This is a genomic window from Bacteroides bouchesdurhonensis, assembly GCF_900155865.1.
Classification (GTDB): domain Bacteria; phylum Bacteroidota; class Bacteroidia; order Bacteroidales; family Bacteroidaceae; genus Bacteroides; species Bacteroides bouchesdurhonensis.
Genome location: NZ_LT707006.1, coordinates 469,367 through 486,036 on the forward strand (window position 1 = coordinate 469,367; position 16,670 = coordinate 486,036).

The following is a 16,670-nucleotide window of genomic DNA, read 5'->3' on the forward strand; positions in this document are numbered from 1 at the left end:
TTTAGGACGCAAAATTAGATATTACAAAAGATTATAAAAATACCATTTTTTGGGTATAAAAACGCATCTAATACCTATATATAGGTATTAAATATCATTGGCAATGTATGTTCCATTTCATTAAGCAAACAATTTTTTGTATAAAATACAAATAGTACTTTTTTACCCACTTAAAAAGTGCAAGAATGTATAAAAGTCCATGTGTCAGCTATAATAGGGGCATGAATAGGCATCCGTTCCATACCTGTCCCTATTTGAATCGGTCACCCCACAGTGACCGGACATTACTCACCCAATTCGGATTCTCATTACAGTAGGCAACGAAAATCTGTATCAAGTTCCAAAGCCCGAGAATCATTCCATTAAACCTGGCAGGAATTGTGACAACATGTCTGCTTGAAACAGCTACTATTATGGTATCATGCTGTATTGTTATGCTATATACCATGTTCTAAGTCAAAACTCTTTTTTTTTAGAATTGAAGGTTTAAGGCTCCATCCGAAAGTCAATATCACTTTCTCAAAATTCTTTTCTACAGCACCCTTTGTATAAGTTAGGATGTCTTTCTCTAGAAAATTTTTGAAATCAGATGAACTCATGTCTCTAAAAATGTTTATATATTCTTTTTTAAGAAATTCATTTATGGCATGTGCCGATATCTTTTTTTGCGTGCACTTTTCTATAACATATAAGTTGCTTGGTACCGGTACCATCGTGTCCAGCCCCATGAAGATATTACAGTCTACCATAAGAGTATAAGCGCCGCTCTCGGCAAGAGGTGCGGAAATGCAGTAATTGGCTTGCTCAAGCAGAGAATCCACCAGTTCTTTTGTGGAAGAACTGATACTATTGGCCAATTGTTCATATCCTCTTAGATTCAGTTGGGATATGGTCTTTTCGATAGCCGGGATGAATTTCATTCCTGGACCCAGGTTCAAATCAAATCTTTTGTAATAGACAAGAAGCTCATTCCAATCTTTGTACCGTGAAGGTTTGATGATATTTACATTGTCTATACCATGTTGTTTAAGATACTCGCCGGAGGAAAATGCATCTTCTTTGAAGGTCTGTGTGTTTCCATCCGGGAAACTTAAATAGATGGTCTTATATGTGTCTCCAGTGTTGGTCCTTGCAAAAGCTTTACATTCCTCACCTTTGAGATAATATGCTGTGGTGATGTCAAAACCATTACCGCTGGCATCATTGTCATAGCAACAATTCCACTTTACCTTATCAGATGGGAATATACGGCTTATATTCTCTATTTGGGATTTGGTGACATATCCCCCCGTGCTTATGAATGCGCATGTGGTTTCTTTAGTATAATGGTTTATTTCGTAGAAACTCATTGCGTCAATAGCGGATTCAAAGAGATATATGTCTGTAACCTTGTCAAAAGGAACAAAATTGGCCATCCAACAGCTTTGTGCCTTGTCACCACCCGTGGCAAAGGCTTTATAATTGGTATTGGTCTCTGCAAAATAGTTCCTCATTTCAAAGTTAAGGATTTCCATCTGGGAGGGTTTGCGGAATGGAAAGCCGATATGATTGTTTTTTCCTACCTGGTAGATGAACAGTCTATTGGCGAAATCCTCCACAGTCTGTGGAGAGAGCTTCCTTTGGACGGTCAAATATGGATTATCCTTTTTGATAGGACGAGGATTCCAATAATTCAAATTGGATTCAATATCATTTGGATTCAGTCCCAGCAGAGGATTGTTTACCGTTTCGGTATCTTCATTGGTGATCTGTTGAGTAGGCATTGGTACACCATCAATGACGAAGAGAGGCTGGGTTCCTCCTGTGACGGAGTTGACACCTCTGATTCTGAAAGTCATTCCGCTTGACAATGAACCGTCTGTGGGGATAATCTGTACTCCGCTGATTTTGCCTTGTAGTGCTTGCAACGTCTGCGTAGAACTACTGTTTACAATATCTTTTATATTCACAGAAGCAACGGCGGTTGCAATATCACTTTTTCGCTGGCTACCATAGCCTACAACAACCACCTCATCCATCTCTGTGACTGAAGGGTCTAGAATGATATCAAATCTTCGGTTCTTTCCGATAGTGATAGTTTTGGGCTTATATCCCAGATAACTGATGACCAGTTTTTCAGAAGGAAGTACTTTTATCGTGAACTTTCCTTCTAAATCGGTGATTACTGCATTGGTGGTACCTTCGATATTTATCGTGGCACCGATAAGAGGTTCACTCTTCTCATCCAACACTTGCCCTGAAATAGTTACTTGCTGTGCTAATGCTACAGTGAAATGTAGTATTAGAAACAATGTGCTTAATAGTACTTTTCTCTTCATAGTGCAGATATTAAAGTTTATAATAAGGATTAATACAATTAGATTTAAAATGGTAGTGCAAATAAAGCGAATTATAATATCCATGTTTTGACCTATTGTACTTTTCTCTTGACCAAATTACAGACTTTTTCTTCAAAGGTAATCGCTTTCTATTAATTTCATTTATCACCGCGTAAAATTATTCGATTGGACTTTTTATAGTGAGTATTATCATGGGGAGTATTAAAAAAGATTGGATATGAAAAATAGTATGTTAAATCATTCTGTTTTCTCAAATATGCAGTGGGGTGTGAGCGCAAGGAAAAATATCTGTAGAAATTGATAATAATGTATTTTATTCAAACTTTCCATTTATCCAAACTCTATCAGTTATCTGCACTTAAATCAGGCTTTGATATTTCAAGAGTTTGGATAAATGATTAAGGATTCAGTCTGCATTAATACCGAACATAGCAGTCAGTGAACGATTGATACCTTACGTTCGCATCGTGCGAAGTCTATTCCTTTCCACACGGTTTTGCGTCCGGCTGAAGATGCACACTCGGCTTGCGCCTTGTTCCTTTGCTGTTTCTTTATACTTGAAGTTCTACAATTCGTTTCACAAAGAATTACCCTGTGGAAGTCTGCCCACTTTCGCGTAGGGTGACGTTGAAACCTTTATCCAGGGCATTACACCATGGCATTCGCTTTCTCCACAATCCTTTACCCGCACCTCATTCGGCCGCTCTTACAATTGGCCACCCATCGGTTATTGGCTGACGGGAGAGATACGGGCTTACCAAGTTTCGCACAAATAACTGACGACCGACTTAGACTCCGCCTATCCACCAGCAGTGCGACATCCGTGTAGCACGATGTAACAGCGTACTATCCTGACTGCTTGCCTTTTGGAATGGCCCATAAATATCCGTGAGCTAATTCATAGTCACGATGGTACGGCGATTCACTTAGGTTACTCATATCAGTCAGCTTTGACATTCTTCGCCTATGATGCTTAGGTTGGAACGTCGTTGTCAAGAGGGCTTCGCACCCGACCGTTGCCAGTCACGTACGCCTCTTCAGGCTACTATTGATGGAACAATAGGTTCAGACACGATGCTGAACAATTACTTGTGTGACCTCTTGGCGCACATTACACTACTAAGGTAATGCTTTTATAGGAGAAGTCACATCTGTAAAAAACTTATTATCATGCAATTATCTTACTTTATCTTAGGCTAAAAGCCCTTATTCAAGGTGTCTGTATCCTATCATCCGCTACCGCTCGGTATCGGATTCCTCCAGACCGATGGCATGGCATATCTCCTCCACCAGTTCAGGAAGGCCGGAGTCTTTCTCCTGACGGGGATCGGGTGAAAACAGCGTGGAACGAAAGACACCCTTACAGACAGGGTCCGCCTCCTTGTTGTAGCGGAGGGTGTTCGGAATGTGTGAGGACAGCAGCCGCAGCCCCATCCTGTGGATGACCCGGTTCCAGGCATCATACAAATTCTTCCGTCCCCTTCTATCCACCATGTTCCAGAACAGCCGGATTCCTTTCAAGTTGCAGTTCCCCTTGGCGATCAGCTCCTCTTCCAGCACCTTGGTAAACTGCAGGGAACTCTGCATGACGATATTGTCCGCCTTGAGCGGGACAAAGATATAGTCCATCGCGGCAACGGTATGAACCACCCCCTCGCTGCGGAGCGTTCCGGGAAGGTCGAAGAGCACGATATCGAAAGTCTCCCCTTTTTCGTCCATATAACGCCGCAGGTCTTCCACCCCCTTTTCCGGGTCGCTTTTGATGACCGGATAGGCAGGCTTACGGATTCTTTCGTACTGCCGGTACAGGTTCACCTTCAGGTCGTCATTTTTCATGACATTCTCCATGTCCCTCTCACGCATCAGGGCGATGCTGTGCTGCGGGGAGTCACAGTCCACAACCGCCACACGCACGTCTTTGCGGTAATGCAGGACACTGGCCAGCAGTACCGTAAAGACGGATTTTCCCACGCCACCCTTCTGGCTGGCGATGGCAACCAACAACTCTTTTTCTTTTTTCATCATACTTCTTTTTCATTAAAAGTTAAACACTATTGTTTCAGAAACAAAAATAATGCTCCCATCGGGGGAGATCCCCTGTCATGGGGGACGAGCCTTTATGACCGGGCCGGGCAGGGACTCCTCCAGAATCATGTCCGTCGTTTCCCTGTATTCTTCCAGATGCCGCGAGACAAGGTGGTTGATGAACCCCTCCAGAGTGACCTTTCCGTTTCTCGAGGCTCCCGCCAGGATGGACAGTTTCCGGTGCAGGGCGGCGGGAATATGCAGCGACCGACGCTGCACGCCCGCAATGCCATGCAGGTATTCCTCCCCGTAGACGGACGGTTGCATGGGGCCATTTTTCCTTGCGGGACGTATAATGTCGTTACCGGACGTTCCACGTCTCTTCCGGGGACAGGCAGGCGCTTCCCCCATGATCTCACGGATGCGGTCCGCGTCCATCCCGCCAAGACCAATCCGCTCTTTTACGTTCTTTCCTGTCATGATATGCCTTCTTGGACAATGACAACGTTTTATCGGCGAGGTGTTCCTCCCGGCTGTCCGTCCTCATCCCAGGGACGGTAGACCTCACCGAGCAGGGAGGCGATGTCCTCCCTGTGTTCCTCCATATGGAGTTCCAACAACCGGATGATAAAACCGGAGATGCTGCCGCAGCCGGCGGCCCTGACCAGCATGGCGATCCGGCGGTGCAGTCTCCCATCAATGTAGGCGGTCTTCCACTCAGCGGCTCTGGGAGCGGGAACCAGAAACCTCCTCTTGTATTCCTCCGGACCTGTCACTTTCCCTGCCCGGACCTGACTTCCATGACTTGGTATCTCCACCACTGGTTCCAGGGATGGGGAAACGGGAGCTGACAGAAGGTTCCCCGTGAGTCCGACCCTCTCGAGAACGATATCGGAAAGCCGGTTCTTTTCCTTTTCTGAATCCATATTTTAAAATCTTAAATTATTAAATTACACAACTGGTATTGTCTCGGAATACAAAATAAAGGAAGAAGAGAACAGGATGAAACCACCTGTCACTTATAGTCATCCAAAGTCAGTTATTGTCATGATACACATGACGGGGGGGACGGAGATGCCGTTCCGTTCGGACGGTTCTTCCTATGCGGAGGCGACATCAGAGGCCCGTAGTGGTGTGGAAAAGCGAGCGGGATTCCGTTTCCTTGTCCACCGTTCCTTTTTAATCCTTATGGGCAGGCGTGAGAGCGCGCATCCGTCCGGATACGGATTCTTAAATTATCGGTCTATGGGAGTGTAAAAGTATTAATCCGTTAATGGAGAATTATGAAGGAAGACCATAAGGTGTACACGGCTACATTCTCCATTTGCAGAAGTGTAGAAGTAGTAATCCATTAATGAAGATAATGCAGAAAAACCATAAACCATATACGGCTCACTGCCGCTCTCCATTTGTAGATGTGTAGAAGTAACAATCCATTAATGGACAATAGGGCATGTAAAGGGCAGATTTCCCGTATATTCGCCTCCTTATTCCCGAATTATGGACGTAAGTCATATGATTATGGAGAGATATCCACCCTTTTATGGGGAGAGCAGCCGGCAAACACCTGATGGAAATGCCTCGTAAATCACAGGAGAATAGCCATACAATGGGCTAATACACAATAATTATTGGATAAATGTGGTCCGCTCCTGCGGACAGCAAGTTGTGTTTTCGTTAAACGAAAATCGTACGGTTTAACGGCAACCTGCCGCCAAACCGTCCCTACCCCCTGATGCTCCGGAGTCGTGGGGGATAAGCTACCGGCATGTTCCATGTCCCTTTGGCATGGGATCCTGCGGATGAATCCGGGCACAGAAAGGCGATTTTCGCATAATTTTTCACAAGGTAGTTCCAGAAAAAACTGGTAGTAAGACTTTGCTGGAAGGACTAAACAAGAAGGTGAAAGGAGTGATGTACACCCGCAATGCCCTTGTCCTTTTTCGACTGGGATGCATAAAGGAAGCGAAATATTTTATAAGTGGTTTCTTTCCACCAACCAGAAGGGTTGGTGGAAGCAGATTACCATTCAGTAGATACCAGTTCTGAAAGATGTAAACAACTTGTTTCTTAGATAGCCTTATAAATATGCTACTACTTATTACAGTTCATTTGGAAATGTTATTCTCACTTTTATTCCTCCGCTTTTTCACTTGCTCCACTGCTTCAGATATGATTCCCTTGTTTTCAAAACGCTGCGTGTAATTGGTATAATCCGGATGAATACGTTCGTAAGTTGGGTCAGTGAATAAAGGACTCGTAATAATGTGGTCCGCAGTCGAACGGTTACAGCAGAAAACAATATTTTCAACTCCAGCCAGTCTGGTCAATGCTTTCACATCCGTATCGTGCGGCTGTAGTGTCATCGGATCTGTAAAAAAGAACAGATAGTCTATTTCTCCTTCTACGATCCGCGAACCAATTTGCTGGTCACCTCCTAAAGGACCAGATTTCAGGATTGTGATATCCCATTTGATTTCAGGATGTTTTTCTTCAAGGGCTTTTTTAATTAGTGTACCGGTTGTACCCGTACAATAGAATTTATGTCCTATCAGACGTTCCGAGTTCCAGAGAACCCACTCTATCATGTCTTTTTTCATTGCATCGTGTGCAACAAGCCCAATTCTTCGAACAATTGTTTTCATAAAGCTAAATTATTTTTATATGATAAATTATAATAACAAGAAAAAACTAATTCTATTGAAGGCCGGAGGATGACCGGATAAGTCTGAGCAATTCTTTGTTTGCCCGGCTATCCATGATGGTTTCCCGTTTTTCTTCAAAAAGATTGAGTGTTGTGGAGCATTCCCCACAGATGTCAATGCCCACTACCTGTTCTTTCTGAAGAATAACAGCCAGCAGTTTCTCCAATTCCCATAAGCTGAGAGAACCTTGATCCCAGTTTGTTGCTGCCGAAGCCGGATTCAAGACATCCTTGTCTATGGAAATGTAAACCGGCCCGTTGATATGTCCGGAAGAAAAGTCCTGCCAACCCTCTTCGTGCATGAGCGTAGTTTCACTGTAAAACCGGACTTGTCTTTCATATCCTTTCGGCACAGCCTGTATCAGTTTGTCTGAAGCACCTACGATAATTACTTTCTTGCAGTTGTTGTTATGGTCCAATATATCCTTTACCCAACTTCCGCAAGAAAGTATGTTGTCAAACAACGGTGGCTGCATATCGGGATGGTGGTCGAACACAATCAGCGAAAACGGAGTTTCGAGTTTGTCTGTCCAGAATTTAGTCAAATAATGATAATTGCCTGAATCGATGAAATGGACTCCCTCCGCCGGATAATCAGCAATCATCCGCTTCAAAGCCAAAGTACCATCCCTGTCACAGTAGCCCTCTGTACCATAAAGATGACGACAGTCCAGCCATATAAACTTATTGTTCCGGGCAAACGCCTCGTAGTCATACACTCCCGTGAAGTTCATGATGATGATCGGCCATGCTATCCGTTTATCTGTTTTTTGATTTTGCCCGCTCATACGTTGTTTTTGCATATCCTTTTACTGTTCATTAAAACCATCGTACATAACAGAAATCTTGCCGGTGAGGTAACAAAGCATTCTTGGGATACATACGGAAGGCCTGCTTGAAGCTTCCGGCGTTGAAAATGCCGGATGTCGCCTTAAAGGTATATAAATTCCCATTCTTGGAAACTGACGAAAGGGGAATTACCTCATATATGTGATCCTGACCGCCTTCATGCCTGATAATGACCGATTCTATTCCGATTGCGTCATCCAGGCCTTTCTCATCAACGACAACCGTCACCTCATATTCCTTTCCGGCTTCAACCGTGGCATTCAGCCCATTCCCAGCCTCTATGGATTTGATTTCTATGGCATCCCATCTGCTCCGGACGTTTGCTTTCCAGTCAGCCATCATTTTCGCCTTCGCAAAGTTGTCGGCTGCCAGAATATGGAAATGCTCTGACAGCTTGTTATAGAACCTGTCATAGTAGTCGTCCAACTGTCTTTTCATGGTAAAATGGGGAGCGATTTGTGCGATTGAGTTCTTGATATACTTGACCCAGTTTTCCGAATAGTTCTTCCCCCCATGCTCGTAATATAGTGGCAGGATGTCATGCTCCAACAAATAATAGATGGCTTCGGCATCCAACTGGTTTTGGTACTGTTCATTCTGATAAGTACTTTTATCGGTCAGTGCCCATCCGGCATCCTTGCGGTATCCTTCATACCACCAACCGTCCAGCACGGAGAAATTAAGCACACCGTTCATCAATGCCTTCTCGCCCGACGTACCCGAAGCTTCTGCCAACCGCGTAGGGGTATTCATCCAGATATCCACACCCGAGATAAGATGGCGCGCCAGGTCCATGTCGTAATTCTCCAAGAATATGATTTTACCTAAAAATTCCGGGCGCCGGGATATTTCCACGATTTGCTTGATCAGTCCCTGCCCGGCACCGTCATTGGGATGGGCTTTGCCTGCAAAGATGAACTGTACCGGATATTTCGGATTATTCACGATCCTAGCAAGTCGGTCTATATCCGTGAACAGAAGATGAGCCCTCTTATATGTAGCAAAACGGCGTCCGAAACCTATTAGAAGGGCATCGGGATTGAATCTCTCAAAAATGGAAACGCTCAATGCCGGATCAACCTGACTCCTGAGCCAGTCCTTGCTGCATTTGCTTTTGATATAGTCCAGCAATTTTGCTTTCTGTTTTAACCGGGTATTCCATATCTCTTCATCTGGGATGCCATAGACAGCCTCCCAGATTTTCTGATTGGACTGGTCACAGAAAAAGTTCTCATCAAAATTGTCCTTGAAAAGCTTTTTCCATTCTGCCGCACACCAGGTAGGCAGATGTACCCCGTTGGTTACATAACCCACATGGTTCTCTTCCGGGAAGTATCCCTTCCAGATCGGCGCAAACATTTGCTGGGATACCGATTTATGTAACTTGCTGACGCCGTTTACCTCCTGGCAGGTCTTGCAGGCGAAGACAGACATGCAGAAACGTTCCTCCTTGTCTCCCGGATTGTGACGCCCGAGATCCATCAGGTTATCCCAGGTTATACCCAACTTGCCAGGATATCCCTTCATATATTTATTGAAAAGCCCTTCGTCAAAATAATCATGACCAGCGGGTACGGGAGTATGTACGGTATAAAGTGAGGAAGCACGTACCAGCTCCATGGCCTGCCCAAAATTCAAGCCGCCATTTATGTAATCACAAAGCCGCTGGATATTGATCAATGCGGCATGCCCCTCATTACAGTGATATACATCCTTCGTTATACCCAAAGCTTTCAGCGTCATCATCCCGCCTATGCCAAGCAGAATTTCCTGTTTTAGCCGATTCTCCCAGTCACCTCCATACAGATGGTGAGTGATAGGGCGGTCAAACTCGCTGTTGAGTTCATTGTCCGTATCCAGCAGATAAAGGGGGATACGCCCCACACTGGCTTTCCAAACATTGGCATGTACCACAAAACTGTCGGCATAGGGGACGTGGATTACCAGTTGTTTCCCATCCGGTTGCATTACCTTTTCAATCGGGAGCTGCCCGAAATTCTGCGCTTTATAATTGACTGTCTGCTGGCCGTCCATGGAAAGCGACTGGTCAAAATAACCGTAACGGTACAAAAGTCCTATGGCACAAAGGTCCACATTGCTGTCCGACGCCTCTTTCAGGTAATCCCCCGCCAACATTCCCAAACCACCGGAATATATCTTAAGAACTTCATCCAAGCCGTATTCCATGCTGAAATAAGCTATTGACGGGCGCTGGTGGTCCGGTTCCACATCGATGTATTTTTTGAAGGCGGAATAGACGGCATCCATTTTATAGACAAAGTTCTCATCATGTGCCAGCGCTACCAGCTTTTCATAATTTATCCGCTCCAGAAACAATACCGGATTCTGTTCCACCTCTTTCCAAAGTCCCGGGTCCAAATCACAATACAGTTTCTTTACGTCATCATTCCATGTCCACCAGAGATTATGTGCGATTTCTGCAAGCTTCCGCAGTTCTGCAGGAAGATGTGAACCTACTGTAATCTCCCTCCATTGAGGGGTATTTACATTATAACTTGAATATTCCATGACATTTTATATTAAATTAAATAAGTTCTAATCTTTATTCAATCCTTTTATTATTTTTCGTTTACCGACAATCCATACCGTATCATTCTCCTTGAAAATTGTATCAGGGTCTGGATTCATAATATTCACGGTACTTCTCTCTATTCCGATAATGATGCTATCCGATATGTCTGCCTCCCGGATCGTCTTTCCGATCAATGGTGAACCTCCTTCGACAGGAAATTGCCCTATTTCCATCTCATCCTGCGAGGATGTTCCGTTCCCGTTCCTTTCTACCTTCTTTTGCTCCATGGATGTCCGGAAGCTTTCCAACTGCCGGTCCGTACCTACGACCGTAACCTTGTCATATGGATAGAGATGCTCTTCCCCTTGTGGTATATCCAGGCGTTTTTCTCCACGGGTGATTGAAATCACATTTATCTGAAACAAGGTGCGCAGGCTGCTTTCTTTTAATGTTCTGCCCACATATATGGAATCAGGGGATACTGTGAAATCCGCCAAATGTAATTCCTTGAACGGGATATTGCTGCCAAGGGTGGAGCCTGTATCACTTTCTGTAGAAAGTCCATTCCCATCCGTCCCTTGAAAGTTTGCCATAAATTGTCTCTCTATAGTCAGCGACCGTTTCTTGATCCGCTTGGAGAAATAAATGACGGCAATGATAAGGGAAGAAACTACCAGCCCGGCTCCCAAGGCAACATTGAAAAGATGGGTAATGATACTCATCATGATAATCGTGCAAATCAGTATTTTGACAAGTACGATTGATACCAAAGGCCCTCTGTTGAACTTGTTGTCCGTCCAGAGTTTACGGAACTCGGCTGAATTGTTCTTTTTCATGATGATGGCCCATAGAAACGGAGATATGACAAGAAAGATGATGATGAAGCCCAACAAGTTCCCTTCCATTCCCGGCAGACTTTTCCTAATCAAAGGATGCACATAGGAAAAATATAAAGTGATGAAAAAAACGCATACGACCAGATAGAGTGTGACAGACACCAGCATAGACCGGATCAGTTTATGCCAAGTGCCCTGGTGTTTTACAGTCATTGCCCCGGACGTATAGTGTACGAGATAATCTTTCAGGAATCCAGGCATGTGGATGTCTATAAACCGGTATGCCGGTTCCGAAAGCCGTATCATATAGGGGGTAAGAAAAGTCGTTATGACAGATACGGCCACTATGACCGGATAGAGATACTTGTCCGTGACATTCAGACTGACGCCTAAAGATGCGATGATGAATGCGAACTCACCGACCTGTGTCAGTGAAAAGCCGGACTGTATGGCAATTTTCAACGGCTGGCCGGAAAGCAGGACACCAAAGCTCCCGAACAGGACCTGACCGGACAGTACCAGCAATGTCAGGATAAGAATAGGGACGGCATATTCCCACATCATGGCAGGATCGATCATCATTCCCACCGACACGAAAAATATGGAAGCGAACAGGTCTTTTACCGGCTGTACGATATGTGCGATTTTTTCCGCTTCAACGGTCTCTGCCAGCAGGGACCCCATGACAAAGGCTCCCAATGCGGCAGAAAATCCCGCTTTTGTCGCAATCATCACCATTCCCAGGCAAAGTCCCAGAGAGGTTATCAATAAAATCTCGTTGCTGGTGAAACGGCGTATCTTCTTCAGCAGGGTAGGTATCAGATAGATACCCAATGCCGACCAGAAAATCAGGAAAGCGGCCAGCTTCAATATACTTTCCAGCATCTCCTTCCCTTCAAAATGTTTGCCTACCGCCAACGTGGAAAGAATAACCATCATCACTACCGCCACCAGATCTTCGATGACAAGAATCCCCAAGACAATGCCGGTGAATTTCTGTTGGAGAAGTCCCATGTCATTGAAGGCCTTGAATACGATGGCCGTGGACGACATGGACAACATTCCACCCAGAAAAATACTGCTCATGTGGGAGAACCCCATTGCATTCCCCGCTGTATAGCCTATGAACATCATGCCACATACAATAGTGACAGTGGCAACGATAGCCGTAATGCCCACATTTATCAATTTCTTGAACGAAAAGTCCAGTCCCATCGCGAACAGCAGAAAAATGACACCGATGTCCGCCCATATTTTGATATTGGCAGGATCGGAAACAGTCGGGACCAGGGAAACGGAAGGACCCGCCATAATACCGGCTACAATGTAGCCCAATATGACCGGTTGCTTCAGCCACTTGAAAATGACGGTTACAATACCGGCAATAATCAGAATTATGGCAAGATCCGATATTAAAGGAGCAACTTCTGACATATTAACGGTTATTTTAGATCGATAATTCGTTAAGGACCCGGATCAGGCTTTTGTCAATAGGCTTGTCCTTTTTGATTGCCTGGACAAAAGGAACATAAACAATCTCGTTGTTCCGTATGCCTATCATAACATTTCGCTGGCCTTCCATCAAGGCCTGGATTGCGGCTTCACCCAGCCGGCTTGCCAGTATGCGGTCATTGGCACTCGGAGCGCCACCCCGTTGCAGATGGCCCAGGATAGAAACCCTGACATCATATCCGGGATATTCCTTCTTTACCCGGTCGGCGTAATACATGGCACCTCCATTCTTGTTTTCAGGACTTTCGGTCACAATTACGATGCTGCTGTTTTTCGTCTTTCTGAATCCACGTCCGATGAATGTTTCCAACTGGTCCACGTCCGTCCGGTCTTCCGGAATGATGGCCGCTTCAGCACCGGAAGCTATTGCGCTGTTTTGTGCCAGGAAGCCCGCATCACGCCCCATCACCTCGACAAAGAAAATGCGGTCGTGCGAGGTGGCCGTATCCCGGATTTTGTCCACACACTCCACGATGGTGTTCAGGGCCGTATCATATCCTATGGTAAAATCGGTGCCGTACAGATCATTGTCAATGGTGCCGGGCAATCCTATGCACGTCACATCATACTCCTCCGCAAAGATCCGGGCTCCCGTCAGGGAACCGTCTCCACCGATAATTATCAATGCATTGATGTTCTCTTTCTGTATGATCTCATAAGCTTTCTTGCGTCCTTCGGGAGTGATGAAAGTCTCGGAGCGGGCTGTTTTCAGTATGGTACCTCCCCTCTGGATAATGCTGCTTACGTCTTCCGTAGTGAGTTCTTTCACTTCACCGGCAATCAGCCCCTCGTAACCTCTATAAATTCCTTTCACTTTAAATCCGTTAAAAATAGCGGCGCGGGTCACGGCACGGATAGCCGCATTCATTCCGGAAGCGTCCCCTCCGGAAGTCAGAATTCCTATATATTCATCTTTTTTCATCTATCTCAGTTCTTGTTTTGTTTCATTCTGCCAATATAGCTTTCAGTTTTTTCCGGCAGTGAAAAATACGGCTCTTTATAGTTCCCAAACTCACGCCGGTTCTTTCCGCTATCTCACGGTATTTGAATCCTGACAGGTACATCTCAAAAGGTATGAAATGTGACTCCGGTACACTTTTGATGGCATTACGTATCTTTTCCAGGTCATAGTTCTTGTCCACCTCCTCTCTACAGGACTCGTCCATGATCCGCGAATAATATGCAGGATCGGAGGATATGTACAGGCGGGTATGACCGACCTCCGCCCGGTAACCGTTGATAAACGTGTTGCGCATGATGATAAACAGCCACCCTTTGAAATTCGTGTTCTTGTTGTAACTTTCTTTGTGAAGCATTGCCTTGAGCAGGGTATCCTGCAACAGGTCTTCCGCCTTCTCCCTGTTAGCTGTCAGTTTGTACGCAAAACGGAACAGTTCGTCCTGTACGCCAAGTAGTTCTTTTTCAAAATTGAATTCCTTCATCGGTTGTGCCGGTTCCCTGTTCCGGAAGTGTCTGTTAAAGGTCGGACGGCTTTTCCGAACAAGAAAAGCCTGTCCGACCTTACGACATTCCAGATCTGGAATTATTTAACCTCGATAGCCTTGAAAGTTTTTTGTTTTTCTTCCTCCTTCATTTTCGGGATTTCAATGGACAGAATCCCGTGTTCGACTTTTGCGGAGATCTTATCCTTCTCCACATTTTCAGGCAGCAGGATGGTCTGCTGGAACTTGGAATATGAGAATTCGCGGCGGAGATACTTCTTGTCTTTCTTCTCCTCCTTCTTCTCTTCTTTCTTTTCCATGCAGATTGTCAGGTTGTTGTTCTCGTCAACATTCACCTTGAAATCATCCTTTGTCATTCCGGGAGCCGCCATTTCAACCTTGTAGTCCTTGTCATTCTCAATGACATTGATGGCAGGAGCCGTAACTCCCGTTTTTGCCAGCCACTCATTCTCGAAGAAATCGTTAAAAATACTCGGCAACCAGTTTGAGTTTGTTTTTACAGGTACCATTTTTACCTCCTTTTTTAATTGTTAATAAATAAAATATTCAAAAAGACAATACAATCCAGTCTGATTGACTGACTTTTATCGTCTGATCATACCTTGTTCAGCTACAGCCTTTGTCCGTTTCCGTATCTCTTCCGGGTTTCCAAGGTAGTAGTCCTTGACAAGAACCAGTCTGTCGTCAAATTCAAAGACATAAGGAACCGCCGTAGGCAGGTTCAGGTTGGAAATATCCGTATCGGAAATCCCTTTGAGATGCTTGATGATTCCGCGCAGGCTGTTGCCATGGGCGACTACCAGCAGGCTGTCCTTATACATCAATGCGGGAAAGATGATGCATTCCCAGTAAGGCATGACACGCCCAATAGCATCTTTCAGGGATTCCGTACGGGGAAGTTCCCTATCTGGCACACCGGCATAGCGGATATCCATGCCCGGATTACGGGGATCATCTTTGCCTACCGGAGCGGGAGCCACGTCATAGCTTCTTCGCCAGATGTGTACTTGTTCTTCACCATATTGGACCGTCGTCTCACTCTTATTCAGTCCTTGAAGCATGCCGTAATGCTTCTCGTTCAGCCGCCAGGTCTTTTCAACCGGAATCCAGTCTTCATCCAGCCGGTCCAGGACACAGTTCAACGTTTTTACGGCACGTTTCAAGTAAGAAGTGTAAGCTGCCTCAAAAGAAAATCCGGCCTCCCGTAATGCATCGCCTGCCTTGCAGGCTTCTTCGACTCCTTTCTCGCTTAAATCCACGTCCGTCCATCCGGTAAAACGGTTTTCTTTGTTCCATAGGCTTTCGCCATGACGTAATAACACTATTCTTTTCATGGATACTTCTCCTTTATGCAATGGTTATTGAAGAATCCAGATATACGTCCTGAATGGTGTTCAGAAGTTGAACTCCGTCTTTCATCGGTTTCTGGAAAGCCTTACGACCGCTGATCAGCCCCATACCACCTGCACGCTTGTTTACTACTGCCGTTACGACGGCATCATGCAGGTCGGATTCCCCATGGGATTCCCCGCCCGAGTTGATCAATCCGACACGTCCCATATAGCCATTCGCCACCTGATAACGACAAAGGTCTATCGGATGGTCAGTGGTCAGTTCCGAATACATACGCTCGTTTGTCTTTCCGAATCCGATAGCCTTGAAACCGCCGTTATTGGATGGGAGCTTCTGCTTCACGATATCGGCTTTGATGGTAACCCCGATATGGTTGGCTTGTCCTGTTAAATCGGCAGCGGCATGATAGTCGGTTTCATCCTTTTTGAAGCTGCTGTTTCTCAAATAGCACCATAAAATAGTAGCCATTCCCAGTTCGTGGGCATATTCAAAAGCCTGTGACACTTCTACTATCTGGCGGCGGCTTTGTTCCGAACCGAAATAAATGGTAGCGCCGACAGCTACAGCACCCATGTTCCATGCCTCTTTTACCGTACCGAACATTACCTGGTCGTAGCTGTTCGGATAAGTCAACAGCTCGTTATGGTTCAACTTCACGATGAAAGGAATCTTATGGGCGTACTTACGTGCCACAGCTCCCAGAACTCCGAATGTGGATGCCACGGCGTTGCATCCTCCTTCAATGGCCAGCTTTATGATGTTTTCGGGATCGAAATAAAGCGGATTGGGGGCGAAAGACGCTCCTGCAGAATGTTCTATCCCCTGATCCACCGGCAGGATGGAGACATACCCGGTATTGGCCAAACGCCCGTGCCCGTACAGGGCTTGTAGGCTCTCCAAGGTGCGTATATTCCTGTCGGAATTCATCCATACCTTATCTATCATATCCGGTCCCGGAATATGGATAAGTTGTTTGTCTATCGTCTTACATGTATGGTTCAGGTAGTACTCAGCCTGTCCTCCCAATAAATCTACTATTTTCATCTTATTTATTTT

At 45.4% G+C, this 16,670-nt stretch carries 16 protein-coding genes; 2 read left to right on the forward strand and 14 right to left on the reverse strand.

Annotated elements, in window-relative coordinates; genetic code table 11:
• Nucleotides 1-437 precede the first annotated feature (437 nt).
• The gene (locus CZ225_RS01750; protein WP_004327093.1) at nt 438-2,318 is read right to left on the reverse strand and encodes a carboxypeptidase-like regulatory domain-containing protein; all 1,881 of its coding nucleotides are present in this window, start codon (nt 2,316-2,318) and stop codon (nt 438-440) included.
• A 987-nt stretch (nt 2,319-3,305) separates the two neighbouring features.
• Here CZ225_RS01750 and CZ225_RS23590 point away from each other — a divergent pair.
• Nucleotides 3,306-3,467 (forward strand): hypothetical protein, encoded by a 162-nt coding sequence (locus CZ225_RS23590; RefSeq protein WP_153862836.1) that lies wholly within the window; start codon nt 3,306-3,308, stop codon nt 3,465-3,467.
• A gap of 108 nt (nt 3,468-3,575) precedes the next feature.
• Here CZ225_RS23590 and CZ225_RS01755 read toward each other — a convergent pair whose 3' ends face one another.
• From CZ225_RS01755 to CZ225_RS01765, 3 genes are all read right to left on the reverse strand, one after another.
• On the reverse strand, nt 3,576-4,364 hold the full coding sequence (locus tag CZ225_RS01755; protein WP_077152770.1) for a ParA family protein: 789 nt from the start codon (nt 4,362-4,364) through the stop codon (nt 3,576-3,578).
• 75 nt (nt 4,365-4,439) lie between these two features.
• Nucleotides 4,440-4,844, reverse strand: coding sequence for a DUF3408 domain-containing protein (locus tag CZ225_RS01760; RefSeq protein WP_004315818.1), 405 nt, complete (start codon nt 4,842-4,844; stop codon nt 4,440-4,442).
• Nucleotides 4,845-4,873: 29 nt separating this feature from the next.
• Nucleotides 4,874-5,290: a DUF3408 domain-containing protein gene (locus tag CZ225_RS01765; protein WP_004327094.1), complete on the reverse strand. Its 417-nt coding sequence runs from the start codon at nt 5,288-5,290 to the stop codon at nt 4,874-4,876.
• 121 nt (nt 5,291-5,411) lie between these two features.
• Between CZ225_RS01765 and CZ225_RS01770 the strand changes: the two genes are divergently transcribed.
• Nucleotides 5,412-5,621: a hypothetical protein gene (locus tag CZ225_RS01770; protein WP_005829337.1), complete on the forward strand. Its 210-nt coding sequence runs from the start codon at nt 5,412-5,414 to the stop codon at nt 5,619-5,621.
• 331 nt (nt 5,622-5,952) lie between these two features.
• Here CZ225_RS01770 and CZ225_RS23595 read toward each other — a convergent pair whose 3' ends face one another.
• From CZ225_RS23595 to CZ225_RS01815, 10 genes are all read right to left on the reverse strand, one after another.
• Nucleotides 5,953-6,141 (reverse strand): hypothetical protein, encoded by a 189-nt coding sequence (locus CZ225_RS23595; RefSeq protein ID WP_159441741.1) that lies wholly within the window; start codon nt 6,139-6,141, stop codon nt 5,953-5,955.
• Between the two features lie 331 nt (nt 6,142-6,472).
• Nucleotides 6,473-7,009 carry a methylglyoxal synthase gene (locus tag CZ225_RS01775; protein WP_005654459.1) on the reverse strand — a complete coding sequence of 179 codons (537 nt, stop codon included), beginning with the start codon at nt 7,007-7,009 and terminating at the stop codon, nt 6,473-6,475.
• Nucleotides 7,010-7,061: 52 nt separating this feature from the next.
• Nucleotides 7,062-7,871: an arginase family protein gene (locus tag CZ225_RS01780; protein WP_005825802.1), complete on the reverse strand. Its 810-nt coding sequence runs from the start codon at nt 7,869-7,871 to the stop codon at nt 7,062-7,064.
• Nucleotides 7,872-7,887: 16 nt separating this feature from the next.
• On the reverse strand, nt 7,888-10,446 hold the full coding sequence (glgP, locus tag CZ225_RS01785) for an alpha-glucan family phosphorylase (protein WP_005654457.1): 2,559 nt from the start codon (nt 10,444-10,446) through the stop codon (nt 7,888-7,890).
• A 27-nt stretch (nt 10,447-10,473) separates the two neighbouring features.
• Nucleotides 10,474-12,720, reverse strand: coding sequence for a cation:proton antiporter domain-containing protein (locus CZ225_RS01790; RefSeq protein WP_005825801.1), 2,247 nt, complete (start codon nt 12,718-12,720; stop codon nt 10,474-10,476).
• Nucleotides 12,721-12,733: 13 nt separating this feature from the next.
• A complete protein-coding gene (pfkA, locus tag CZ225_RS01795) occupies nt 12,734-13,720 on the reverse strand; it encodes a 6-phosphofructokinase (protein WP_005825800.1) in 987 nt (328 codons plus the stop codon).
• Nucleotides 13,721-13,742: 22 nt separating this feature from the next.
• The gene (locus tag CZ225_RS01800; RefSeq protein WP_032537059.1) at nt 13,743-14,240 is read right to left on the reverse strand and encodes an RNA polymerase sigma factor; all 498 of its coding nucleotides are present in this window, start codon (nt 14,238-14,240) and stop codon (nt 13,743-13,745) included.
• Nucleotides 14,241-14,341: 101 nt separating this feature from the next.
• A complete protein-coding gene (locus CZ225_RS01805) occupies nt 14,342-14,770 on the reverse strand; it encodes an Hsp20/alpha crystallin family protein (RefSeq protein WP_005825798.1) in 429 nt (142 codons plus the stop codon).
• Nucleotides 14,771-14,845: 75 nt separating this feature from the next.
• Nucleotides 14,846-15,595 (reverse strand): 2,3-diphosphoglycerate-dependent phosphoglycerate mutase, encoded by a 750-nt coding sequence (gene gpmA, locus CZ225_RS01810; protein ID WP_005825796.1) that lies wholly within the window; start codon nt 15,593-15,595, stop codon nt 14,846-14,848.
• 13 nt (nt 15,596-15,608) lie between these two features.
• A complete protein-coding gene (locus CZ225_RS01815) occupies nt 15,609-16,658 on the reverse strand; it encodes a class I fructose-bisphosphate aldolase (protein ID WP_005825795.1) in 1,050 nt (349 codons plus the stop codon).
• Nucleotides 16,659-16,670 lie beyond the last annotated feature (12 nt).

What these genes read in the sequence shown, in the direction of transcription:
- CZ225_RS01800 (WP_032537059.1), bottom strand. Translation starts at nt 14,240, where the DNA reads ATGAAGGAATTCAATTTTGAAAAAGAACTACTTGGCGTACAGGACGAA.
- pfkA (WP_005825800.1), bottom strand. Translation starts at nt 13,720, where the DNA reads ATGAAAAAAGATGAATATATAGGAATTCTGACTTCCGGAGGGGACGCT.
- CZ225_RS01780 (WP_005825802.1), bottom strand. Translation starts at nt 7,871, where the DNA reads ATGCAAAAACAACGTATGAGCGGGCAAAATCAAAAAACAGATAAACGG.
- gpmA (WP_005825796.1), bottom strand. Translation starts at nt 15,595, where the DNA reads ATGAAAAGAATAGTGTTATTACGTCATGGCGAAAGCCTATGGAACAAA.
- CZ225_RS01760 (WP_004315818.1), bottom strand. Translation starts at nt 4,844, where the DNA reads ATGACAGGAAAGAACGTAAAAGAGCGGATTGGTCTTGGCGGGATGGAC.
- CZ225_RS01775 (WP_005654459.1), bottom strand. Translation starts at nt 7,009, where the DNA reads ATGAAAACAATTGTTCGAAGAATTGGGCTTGTTGCACACGATGCAATG.
- glgP (WP_005654457.1), bottom strand. Translation starts at nt 10,446, where the DNA reads ATGGAATATTCAAGTTATAATGTAAATACCCCTCAATGGAGGGAGATT.
- CZ225_RS23595 (WP_159441741.1), bottom strand. Translation starts at nt 6,141, where the DNA reads ATGGAACATGCCGGTAGCTTATCCCCCACGACTCCGGAGCATCAGGGG.
- CZ225_RS01755 (WP_077152770.1), bottom strand. Translation starts at nt 4,364, where the DNA reads ATGATGAAAAAAGAAAAAGAGTTGTTGGTTGCCATCGCCAGCCAGAAG.
- CZ225_RS01750 (WP_004327093.1), bottom strand. Translation starts at nt 2,318, where the DNA reads ATGAAGAGAAAAGTACTATTAAGCACATTGTTTCTAATACTACATTTC.
- CZ225_RS01815 (WP_005825795.1), bottom strand. Translation starts at nt 16,658, where the DNA reads ATGAAAATAGTAGATTTATTGGGAGGACAGGCTGAGTACTACCTGAAC.
- CZ225_RS01770 (WP_005829337.1), top strand. Translation starts at nt 5,412, where the DNA reads ATGATACACATGACGGGGGGGACGGAGATGCCGTTCCGTTCGGACGGT.
- CZ225_RS01790 (WP_005825801.1), bottom strand. Translation starts at nt 12,720, where the DNA reads ATGTCAGAAGTTGCTCCTTTAATATCGGATCTTGCCATAATTCTGATT.
- CZ225_RS01805 (WP_005825798.1), bottom strand. Translation starts at nt 14,770, where the DNA reads ATGGTACCTGTAAAAACAAACTCAAACTGGTTGCCGAGTATTTTTAAC.
- CZ225_RS01765 (WP_004327094.1), bottom strand. Translation starts at nt 5,290, where the DNA reads ATGGATTCAGAAAAGGAAAAGAACCGGCTTTCCGATATCGTTCTCGAG.
- CZ225_RS23590 (WP_153862836.1), top strand. Translation starts at nt 3,306, where the DNA reads ATGATGCTTAGGTTGGAACGTCGTTGTCAAGAGGGCTTCGCACCCGAC.